The organism is Aeromonas sp. Prich7-2 (assembly GCF_017939255.1).
GTDB lineage: Bacteria > Pseudomonadota > Gammaproteobacteria > Enterobacterales > Aeromonadaceae > Aeromonas > Aeromonas caviae.
In genome coordinates this window covers 1-9,987 of the sequence record NZ_JAGKRI010000089.1, presented here as the reverse complement: position 1 = coordinate 9,987, position 9,987 = coordinate 1, and the positions used below count along the sequence as shown (strand labels likewise).

At 65.8% G+C, this 9,987-nt stretch carries 6 protein-coding genes; 4 read left to right on the top strand and 2 right to left on the bottom strand.

The window, feature by feature from the left end; all coding sequences use genetic code 11:
* Window positions 1-505: 505 nt before the first annotated feature.
* Entirely contained in the window at window positions 506-2,287 is a 1,782-nt protein-coding gene (gene ggt, locus J9892_RS14800; protein ID WP_052814879.1) for a gamma-glutamyltransferase, read from the bottom strand.
* A gap of 112 nt (window positions 2,288-2,399) precedes the next feature.
* Between ggt and J9892_RS14795 the strand changes: the two genes are divergently transcribed.
* Window positions 2,400-3,017 carry a GDSL-type esterase/lipase family protein gene (locus tag J9892_RS14795; protein WP_052814878.1) on the top strand — a complete coding sequence of 206 codons (618 nt, stop codon included), beginning with the start codon at window positions 2,400-2,402 and terminating at the stop codon, window positions 3,015-3,017.
* A gap of 168 nt (window positions 3,018-3,185) precedes the next feature.
* Here the strand turns inward: J9892_RS14795 and rdgC are convergent, their stop codons facing one another.
* Window positions 3,186-4,097, bottom strand: coding sequence for a recombination-associated protein RdgC (rdgC, locus tag J9892_RS14790; RefSeq protein WP_010673564.1), 912 nt, complete (start codon window positions 4,095-4,097; stop codon window positions 3,186-3,188).
* A 179-nt stretch (window positions 4,098-4,276) separates the two neighbouring features.
* Between rdgC and J9892_RS14785 the strand changes: the two genes are divergently transcribed.
* The 3 genes from J9892_RS14785 to J9892_RS14775 all read left to right on the top strand — a co-directional run bounded on the left by J9892_RS14785 (window position 4,277) and on the right by J9892_RS14775 (window position 9,794).
* On the top strand, window positions 4,277-4,705 hold the full coding sequence (locus J9892_RS14785) for a GNAT family N-acetyltransferase (RefSeq protein WP_052814877.1): 429 nt from the start codon (window positions 4,277-4,279) through the stop codon (window positions 4,703-4,705).
* Between the two features lie 110 nt (window positions 4,706-4,815).
* Window positions 4,816-6,042 carry an exonuclease SbcCD subunit D C-terminal domain-containing protein gene (locus tag J9892_RS14780; RefSeq protein ID WP_052814876.1) on the top strand — a complete coding sequence of 409 codons (1,227 nt, stop codon included), beginning with the start codon at window positions 4,816-4,818 and terminating at the stop codon, window positions 6,040-6,042.
* On the top strand, window positions 6,039-9,794 hold the full coding sequence (locus tag J9892_RS14775) for an AAA family ATPase (RefSeq protein WP_210538546.1): 3,756 nt from the start codon (window positions 6,039-6,041) through the stop codon (window positions 9,792-9,794). Before J9892_RS14780 ends, J9892_RS14775 begins: the two co-directional genes overlap by 4 nt.
* Window positions 9,795-9,987: the final 193 nt, after the last annotated feature.

Genomic DNA, 9,987 nt, shown 5'->3' with positions numbered 1-9,987 from the left:
CGCCCGATCAGGCTTCGAGAAGGAAACTGGGGCTCGATAAGCCCCCATTGTGCATCAGTCAGCTGATAACGGCGGGACACGGAATGGATCTTAAGCTGTTGAGAAGATGTGAGATTATATCCTCATCACTTTAAGAACACAGCCTAATGGCAGTCAGGGGCTACCAGATCACCCGAAGGCGAAGAGGGCAGCTGTCAATGAGCAGGGGGCGAAAGAGACAGAAGTTGGCCGTATCAAGGGGAAATCTTGAGGGCAACAGATGCCGTTTCTATTGAAAAGTAATGCATTTATATACCATGAGCAACACTGCTCCAGTTTTTTCGTTGATTTTGATGAAAAGCATCTTTAATGCATTGCGATTGGGTGAAAAGAGTGTGCAGTTAAAGAAAAATTGGCAGGAATAATCAATCGATGATGATATTGGGAGGCAAGGGAGAACACCTATGAGCACACGGCATGGAGGAGGCGGGCCTCCTCCATGGTGAACGAGGGTACTGAAGGGGCATCACTCTCCCCTGGCGACCCCCTCACGTCTGGGGTCTGCGGCCCCCAGCCAGCCGCCGGCATGGCGCTGGACGCCCTGCAGCCCGGAGGTCTGCTCGTTAAGCAGGACCTCGTGCCCTCTGGCTTTGAGCCCCTGGACCACGGTATCGGGCGTGCGCCCCTGCTCCAGCTCGGTGGGGCCGTTGCGACTGCCGAAATTGGGCAGGTTGATGGCCTGCTGCAGGTCGAGCCCCCAATCCTGGGTGCCGAGCAGTGCCTTGCCCACGTAGTTGATGATGGCCGAGCCTCCCGGGGAGCCCAGGCTCATCTCGAGCTCGCCGCTTGCCTTGTCAAACACCAGCAGGGGCGACATGGAGGAGCGGGGGCGCTTGCCGGGCTCCACCCGGTTTGCCACCGGCAGGCCGGCGGCGTCCACCGAGGTGAAGGAGAAGTCGGTGAGCTGGTTGTTCAGCAGGTAGCCGTTGACCATCAGCCGCGAGCCGAAGCCATCCTCGATGGAGCTGGTCATGGCCACCGCCATGCCGCTCTTGTCCACGATGGAGATGTGGCTGGTGGAGGGCAGCTCCGGGGTGGCGTCCCGGCCCCTGGCCAGTGCCCGGGGCGGGTTGCCGGGCTGGGCGACGCCCATGGAGCGGTTGCCGATAAGGTGCCCCCGCTGCGCCAGATAGCCCTTGTCCAGCAGACCTGTCACCGGCACGTCGACGACGTCGCCGTCGGCCACATACTGGTTGCGATCGGCGAAGGCGAGGCGTGCAGCCTCGCTGTAGAGGTGAATGGCCTCGCTGGAGGCGGCCAGTTGACCCTGCTCCCCCTGTACCGGTTTGAGGGCGGCCATGTCCCGGCTCTCCAGCATGCCGAAAATCTGGCCAAGGGCGATGGTGCCGGAGGAGGGGGTCGGGAAGCCGCAGATCTCGCTCTGGCGATAGTCAAAGCAGAGCCCGTCCCGCAGCTTGGCCCGGTAGCTGGCGAGATCGGCGGCGCTCAGCACCCCGGGGTTGGTCGGGTGGGCGTGCACCTTGGCCACCATGGCCTCGGCCAGCGGGCCGCGATAGAAGGCGTCGGGGCCGTCGCTTGCCAGGGTACGCAGCACCCTGGCCAGGGCCGGGTTGGTGAGCCGGGTACCTGCCGTCTTGGGAGTACCGTCCGCCTGATAGAAGTAGGCACGGGCGTCCGGATCCCCGGCCAGATAGGGATCTTTTGCCAGCAGGGTGGCGAGGCGGGGGCTTATCACGAACCCTTGCTCCGCGAGGGTGATGGCGGGTTCGAACAGCGTGGCCCAGGGCAGCTTGCCATAGCGCTCGTGCGCCAGGGCCAGGGCACGCACCGTGCCGGGGGCGCCGACGGAGCGCCCGCCCACCACCCCCTCATAGAAGGCCATGGGTTTGCCCTCCTTCATGAAGAGCTGATCGGTGGCAGCGGCGGGGGCCGTCTCCCGGCCATCCACCGCCGCCACCTGCTTGCCGTCCCACACCAGCATGAGGGAGCCGCCGCCGATACCCGAGGATTGGGGCTCCACCAGGGTCAGCACCAGCTGGACGGCGATGGCTGCATCGACGGCGCTGCCCCCCGCCTTGATGATCTGGTAGCCCGCATCCACCGCCAGCGGGTTGGCCGCCGCCACCATGAAGTCACGGCCCTGCCAGCCCGGTTTGTCAATCCAGCCGCTGGCCGCCTCCGGGGCGATCAGGGTCTGGGGAGGAGGGACATAGTGAAAGCCATCCTGGGAGGCGCAGCCGCCAAGCAGGCCGAGGGCGACCAGCAGGCCGAGGGGTTTGAGGGACATGACAGGCTCCTTGTCGGTTTCTTGTTCACCTGCCGAAATGTGTCACACTTGGAGCTTGATTAAAAGTTTGTCTTAATACTCATATGGTTACAAAACTATCAAGGAGGCGCTCATGACACACCTGGGGACGCTGGCGAAACCTTGCATGGCGGGGCTGCTCTGCCTGTTGCTGGCGGCCTGCGGGGAGCCGACCTTCAGACCGCTGGCCCAGGGGGAGACCCTGCTCGCCTTCGGGGACAGTCTGACCGAGGGGCGCGGGGTGAGCCCGTCCCAAAGCTACCCCAGCGTGCTGGCGAACCTGAGCGGCCATCCCGTGGTCAATGGCGGGGTGTCCGGAGAGCTGAGCCAGGCCGGCAGGGCCCGCCTGCCCGGGTTGCTGGCCCGGCACAGACCCGCTCTGGTCATCCTGCTGGAGGGGGGCAACGACATCCTGCGTGGCAGCGGGGAGGCGGCCCTCAAGGCCAATCTCGCTGCCATGATAGAGGCGGTGCAGGGGAGCGGGGCCCAGATCCTGCTTGTCGGGGTGCCCCGAAAATCCCTGTTTGCCGATGGCGCCCCCCTCTACGGGGAGCTGGCAGAGCAGTACGGGCTGGTGCTGGACAACGACAGCATCGGTGAGTTGCTGCGAGACCCGGCCCTGAAGTCCGATGCGGTGCATTTCAATGCCGAGGGTTACCGCACCCTGGCGCAGCGACTTCATCGACTGTTGCAGGAAAGGGGGGCGCTCTAGCGAGGTATCATGCTGCCGGGGCATTGCGCCATGCTGCTGCAACCTATGGGGTCAGGAGATTGCGCGGCGGCGCTACCCCGGAGGGGACCAGCTCGCGGCGACGGTGCCGATGGAGATGAAAAAACCGCCGTGAAGGCGGTTTTTTGCAATCAGGCTGAGCCAATTTGCTTAGATGGACTGCTCTTCACCGCCCAGGGCGGCAAACAGGGCCGGGATGAACTGGGAGAGCTCGGCGGTGACCAGGGCGAAGTCGGCGTCCAGGCGGGCGGCGGGATCTTCACTGGTGACGTCGTCGTTCTGCTCGCGCAGCTCTTCGCTGAATTTCAGGCGCTTGATGGAGAGATCGTCCCCCAGCACGAAGCTCAGGGTTTCGCCCCAGTTGAGGGCCAGCTTGGTCACCAGCTTGTCGTTGGCCAGGTGATTCTTGATCTCCTCGCTCATCAGATCCTGCTGCTTGCAGCGGATGATGCCGCCGTGCTCCATGGCGCTGCGCAGCTCGGCTTCGTCCTCCAGGGTGAAGGCGGCGGGCAGGTTGCCCTCGTTGAGCCACTCGGTCATGGTGATCTCGGGCGGGTTCTTGAGGGCCACCGGCACTACCGGCAGGGAGCCGATGGATTTGCGCAAGAGTGCCAGCAGATCGTCCGCCTTCTTGGCGGAGCCTGCATCCACCACCATCAGGTTGTCGGCAGGGTTTATCCAGGCGAAGGTCTGGCTGGTGCGGCTGAAGGCGCGGGGCAGCAGGGTGTGCATGATCTCCTCTTTCAGCGCCTCCTTCTCTTTCTTCTTGAGGGCGCGACCCTGCTCGAATTCAATGGCCTCTACCTTCTCCGCCAGCATCTCCTTGACCACGGTGCCGGGCAGCATCTTCTCTTCCTTGCGAGCGCACAGCAGGATATGGCCAGAGGCGGCGTGGGTCAGGGTGGAGCCGAATTTGCCAAGGGGCTTGACCCACCCGAACCGGGAGATGTCCTGGCTGCCGCATGGGGTGAAGGCGCAGGCTTCCAGCTGGGTTTCCAGCTGCTCAACGGTCAGGTCGAAGGGGCGGGTAAAGCGGTAAATCTGCAGGTTTTTAAACCACATGGCGTCCTCGGTCTCTAGATTGTCCGGCGGGCATTGTACTAGAGAGGCGCTTTGTGATCAGCCAATCATTCTCGCTAAATAAAGGGCGATCGACCTCACAGGGCCCCATCTTGATCCCCCGGGAGCGGGCCCAACTCCCCTAGACTGCGAGTGTTCACATTGCTGACAAGGAGGCGACCATGTTGAGACAGAGTCGGCCGGAAGACATGGAAGAGATCGTCGAAATCTGGCTCCTGGCCTCCCTGCAGGCCCACGATTTCGTCGATGCCTCCTGCTGGTGGCAGGCTCAGGAGGAGCTGCGTACCCGCTACCTCGATCACGCCCGCATCTGGGTGTTCGAGGAGCGAAGGGATCTGCTCGGCTTCATGGCGCTGGTGGATGATTACCTGGCTGCACTCTTCGTGCGCCCCGACCGGCAGGGGCGGGGGGTGGGGCACGCCCTGTTGCAGGAAGCCAGATCCAGATGTGCCGAGCTGCATACCCGGGTCTTCGTGGAGAACGAGCCAGCGGTGCGTTTCTACCGCCGCCACGGCTTTGAAATCGGGGGGGAGGTGCCCGATCCCCTCACCGGCCATCTTCAGTACCAGATGCATTACCAAGCCGTCTGAATCTGACGTCTGGGGCTGCCCCGGTTGAAAACGGGGGGCACCATCCTCATCTTGTCTCCATCCCGGGGCGCCTTCGCCCCCGCTCTCTTCTCCTTATCGAGCCGTTTTCCATGAAGATCCTGCACACCGCCGACTGGCACCTCGGTCATCAGCTTCACGGCCACGACCGCCGCTTCGAACACGACGCCTTCCTCGACTGGCTGGCCGACACCATCAAGACCCGCGACATCGACGCCCTGCTGGTGGCGGGCGATCTGTTCGACACCGCCAACCCTCCCGCCAGTGCCTGGCAGCAGCTCTACCGCTTCCTGGCGCGGCTGCGCGCCGAGCACCCGGCACTGGAGATGGTGCTCATCGGCGGCAACCACGACTCCCCCTCCAAGCTGGATGCCCCCCACGAGCTGCTGCGCGCCTTCGACCTGCATCTGGTGGGCAGCATCAGTCGGGACGACGAGGGGCACCTCGAGACCGAGCGCCTGCTGGTGCCGCTGCGAGGCAAAAACGGCGAGGTGGCCGCCTGGTGCGCCGCCGTGCCGTTTCTGCGCAGCAGCGATCTGCGCCCGGAAGGGCTCAGGGAGGGGCAGGACAGACTCATCGAAGGGGTGCGCCAGGTCTATGAAGCGGTGCTGAGCGAGGGGCGGGCGCGCTGCCATCCGGATCAGGCCCTCATCGCCATGGGGCACGCCTATCTGGCGGCGGGCCAGCTCTCCGAGCTCTCCGAGCGGCGAGTGCTCGGCGGCAACCAGCATGCCCTGCCTGCCGAACTGTTTGCCGCTGCCGACTACACGGCGCTGGGTCACCTGCACCTGGCCCAGAGCCCGGCCGAGGGGGTGCACTACAGCGGCTCGCCGCTGCCGCTCTCGCTGGCCGAGGCGAATTACAACCATCAGGTGCTGGAGGTGACGTTTGAGAGGGGCAAACTGGCCCGCCTTGAGCGGATCCCGGTGCCCCGCGCGGTGGAGATGATCCGCCTGCCCCAGAGCGGCCTTGACGAGGCGCTCAAGGCCATCGAGGCGCTGGCGCTGCACCCTTGCCCACAAGAAGCACAGCCCTTCCTCGAGGTACGGCTGCTGCTGCCCAAACCCGAGGCCCGCATCCGCGAGCGCGTGCTGGCCGCCATCGGCGACAAGCCGGTGCGCCTTGCCCGCATCACGACCAGTTATCAAGGCTCGGGCCAGGGGCTGGCGGATGGTGCCGGCCAGCGCCGGCTCGATGAGCTCTCCCCCACCGAGGTGTTTCGCCTCTGCTATCAGCGTCAGTTCGACGGGGAGCCGGAGGCCGAGCTGGTGGCGTCGTTTGAAGAGATCCTGGAGCAAGTGAAGGAGGCCAGCCAATGAAAATCTTGTCGCTGTCAGGGGAGAATCTGGCCAGCCTGACCGGCCCCTTTACCATCGATTTTGCTGGCGGCGCCCTGGGGGCCGCCGGCCTGTTTGCCATCACCGGCAATACCGGCGCCGGAAAGAGCACCCTGCTCGATGCCATCTGTCTGGCGCTCTACGACGAGATGCCGCGCTTTATCGCCAATCGCAAGAACGTCGCCGAAGTGGGCCGCATGGATGACGAGGAGAAACTCAAGGCCAACGACGTGCGCGGTATCCTCAGCCGCGGCCACGCCAGCGGTTTTGCCGAGGTGCAGTTTCGCGGCTGTGACGGCCGCATCTGGCTGGCCCGCTGGGCGGTGCGCCGGGCGCGCAACCGCGCCGAGGGGCGCTTTCAGGCCCAGGAGCGCAGCCTGACCGACGTGGCGTCGGGCCAGGTGTTCAGTGGTAGCAAGCGGGAGCTGCAGGATCGCATCGACGAGCTGGTGGGGCTCTCCTGGGAGCAGTTTCGCCGCGCCGTCATCCTGCCCCAGGGGGAGTTTGCCGCCTTCCTCAAGTCGAGCGCCGACGAGCGTTCGGCCCTGCTCGAACGGATGACCGGCACTGAGCTCTACTCCGCCATTTCGGTCCAGACCCATGAGCGGGCGCGGGAGGAGCAGCAGAAACTGGCCGCCATCAGCCAGCGGCTCGGTGACGTGGCGTTGATGGACGAGGCGACCCGCGAGCAGTGGGTGAGCCAGCAGGTCAGCCTCGCCACCAGCCTCAAACACGAGCAGCAGCAACAGCAACTGATGCAGGACTTGCGGGATCTCAACGGCCGCATCGCTGCGCAGTTGCAGGCCTGTCAGGAGGGAGAGGCGGCCCTTGCCGCGGCGGAGGCGGCCCACGGTGCGGCCGCTCCCGAGCGGGAGGAGTTCGCCCGCGCCGAGCAGGCCCAGGTGGCCCGCGCCGATCACGACGAGCTGGCTCGCCTCACCCTGGAGGTGCAGCAGCAGGAGAAGGCACTGGCCGAGCTTGGCCCCGAACTTGGCAAGCTGGAGGAGCAGACCCAGCAGAGTGCCCTCACCGAACAGCAACTGCTGGCGGAGAAGATCGCCGCCGAGCGCGAGTGGGGAGCCCTGCAACCCGAACTCAAACGGGCGCAGGAGCTCGACACCCGCATTCGGGAAAAGCAGCAGCAACTGCAGAAGATCCAGCAGGAGGGGTCGCAGGAGCGGGAGGTGCAGCTCACCCTGGAACAGGGCTGGCGCCAGCAGCGCCAGCAGGTGGAGCAGCTCAAGGCCCAGCACCTGCAGTGGGGCGCCTGGCTTGAGGAGCACAAGGAGCTGGCGCCGGTGGCCCGCCAGTGGCAGCCGCTGCTCACTGCCATGCAGGATTGGGCCGAGGATGCCGACAGGCTGCAGCAACTGCTCACCCTGCGCGAGCACAAGCTGCGCACCCTCAGGCAACTGCAACACCAGCTGGAGCAGGGGCAGCAGGAGCGCGACTACTGGCAGCGCGAGCAGACCCGGTTGCAGCAACAGCAGCACGAATTGCAGGAGCAGCAGTGGGAGGGGCGTCTGGCCAAGGCGCAGGAGCAGTGGCAGCAGCAGACCGAACAACTGGGCCAGCTGCGCCAGCTGCTGGAGCTGGCGGACTATGGCCGCAATCACGGTGAGCAGCATGGTCGCCTGCAGCAGGAGATCGCCCAGCTGGAGCAGGCGCTCGGCAAGCTGGCCATCCTCGGCGATGAGTTGACGCCGGCCCGCGAGCGGCTCGCCCTGCAACGGGACGAGGCACGCCGCGCGCTGGAGCAGTCCCGTGCCATCGCCAGTTTCGAGCAGCATCGCCACATCCTGCGCGACGGTGAACCTTGCCCGCTCTGCGGCGCCGAGGAGCACCCCTATCACCAGAGCCAGCCGCAGGTGGCCGGTATTCTCGGCCAGCTGGCGGAGCGCGTCCGCAGCCTGGAGCTCGAGTGGGAGCGGCTCAATCACCAATACATTCAGTGCGAGAGCGAACGCCAGGAGCTGGCCCGCCAGCTGGCAGTGCGTCAGCAGCATCTACCTGAGCTGGAGACGCGCGCCGAGCAGCTGACCCAGCGTTGGCAGCAGCTGGGCGGTGCCGAGCTGCTGGGCCATCCGCTGCCGCTGCGTCAGAGCCCGATCGAGTGGAACGAGTTGATGAGTACCCTGCTCGGCCGCGGCCAGAGTCTGGAGCAGGGGCTGGCCCGCAGCCAGCAGCAACTGCGCGAGGCCCAGCAGGGGCAGCAGCAGTTACAGGCCGTGCGCCAGCAGCTGAGCCAGCTGGCCAGCCAGCACCAGCAGTTCGAGCAGCAGTGGCAGGAGGCCGATCGCCAGCGCATCGCCCTGGAAGGGGAGGTGAAGGGGATGGGCGAGCAGGAAGCGACCCTGCGCCAGCGCCTTGAGCAGGGGGGCAACCGGCTCGACGAGCAGATGGGAGGCCAGCCCTGGCGTCAGTGGCTGGGCAGCCAGCAGTGGCGCGAGTGGCAGCGGGCCTGCGAGGCCTGGCTGCACGGCCAGAGCGAGTGGGAGCGGATGACCGGCGAGATTGCCAGCCTTACCCCGGCCCTGAGTGCTCAGGAGGCGCGTCTGCAGACCCAGCGCGAGCTGCTGCACAAGCTCGAGCGCGACTACAAGGAACATGAACAGCAACGGCAGGGGCTGGTTACCAGTCGTGCCACCTGTCTGGGGGGGGAGGAGATTGCCCTGGTCGAGAGCCGCTGGCAGCAGCGGCTGCAGCAACTGGCCAGCGAGCTGGAGACGATGCAGGGGGCGGCCCGCACCCTGCGCGAGCGCCAGACCGAGCTCAAGACCCGTCTCAGCCATCTGGAGCAGGAGAAGCAGGTGAGCAGCCGGCGGCGACGGGAGGTGCTGGGGCGCTGGGCTGCCCACGCCAGCAGCCTCGGCATCGCCGAATATGATCTGCGCCGCCTGCTGGCCATGAGCCCGGATGAGCTCAAGGGGCGCCGCGCCGCCTTGCAGGCGCTGGAGGATGCCCGCGCCGAGGCGCGTACCCGCTTGACCGAGCGGCAGCGGGCGCTGGCGCTGGAGGAGAGCAAGCGAGAGCGTTACTGCGAGCATCACCCCGAGCTGGCCGCGTTGGCGCCACAGGAGCTCGCCAGCCGGCTGACGGCGCTGGAGGCGCACTGCCGCACTCTCGACGAGCAGCTGTTCCAGTGCAAGAGCACGCTGGCCCAGGCCGAGGCGGCGGCCCTCAAGGCGGGCACCTTGCAGGAGGAGCTGGCTGCCCAGCAGGCGGTGGCGGATCATTGGCAGCGGCTCTGTGATCTCATCGGTTCGGCCAGCGGCGCCAAGCTGCGTACCTTCGCCCAGAGCCTCACGCTGGAGCGGCTGCTGCTGGAGGCCAACGCCCAGCTCGCCGAGCTCTCGCCTCGCTATCGGCTGGAGCGGGTGCCCGGCACCGATCTGGCGCTGCAGGTGGTGGATCTCGACATGGGGGACGAGGTGCGCTCGGTGGACTCCCTCTCCGGCGGCGAGAGTTTCCTGGTGTCGCTGGCGCTGGCGCTGGCCCTCTCCAGCCTGTCGTCGCGCCAGACCCAGGTCGAATCGCTCTTTATCGACGAGGGCTTCGGCACCCTCGATCCCGACAGTCTGGATCTGGCGCTCTCAAGCCTCGATTCCCTGCAGGCGGCTGGCCGCCAGATCGGGGTCATCTCCCACGTGCAGACCCTGGTGGAGCGGATCGGCGTGCAGGTACGGGTGGATGCCCTCGGCGGCGGCGAAAGCCGGGTGGTGTTGCCCGGCTGACGACGTGTCGCCCATGACCCTCCATGAACAAGAAGGCTCCTGTCACAGGGCAATGCTGATCAGTTAAGGATCCATTGACCGATCCTTCTGCTGTAGGACAATCCGGAACCAATCACTGGTTCCGGATTTTTTATGTCTATTGCAAACGATCTGAACGATGTTGTTGAGGCATCTGGCGACATGCTGGCTCGGC

What these genes read in the sequence shown, in the direction of transcription:
- ggt (WP_052814879.1), bottom strand. Translation starts at nt 2,287, where the DNA reads ATGTCCCTCAAACCCCTCGGCCTGCTGGTCGCCCTCGGCCTGCTTGGC.
- J9892_RS14795 (WP_052814878.1), top strand. Translation starts at nt 2,400, where the DNA reads ATGACACACCTGGGGACGCTGGCGAAACCTTGCATGGCGGGGCTGCTC.
- rdgC (WP_010673564.1), bottom strand. Translation starts at nt 4,097, where the DNA reads ATGTGGTTTAAAAACCTGCAGATTTACCGCTTTACCCGCCCCTTCGAC.
- J9892_RS14785 (WP_052814877.1), top strand. Translation starts at nt 4,277, where the DNA reads ATGTTGAGACAGAGTCGGCCGGAAGACATGGAAGAGATCGTCGAAATC.
- J9892_RS14780 (WP_052814876.1), top strand. Translation starts at nt 4,816, where the DNA reads ATGAAGATCCTGCACACCGCCGACTGGCACCTCGGTCATCAGCTTCAC.
- J9892_RS14775 (WP_210538546.1), top strand. Translation starts at nt 6,039, where the DNA reads ATGAAAATCTTGTCGCTGTCAGGGGAGAATCTGGCCAGCCTGACCGGC.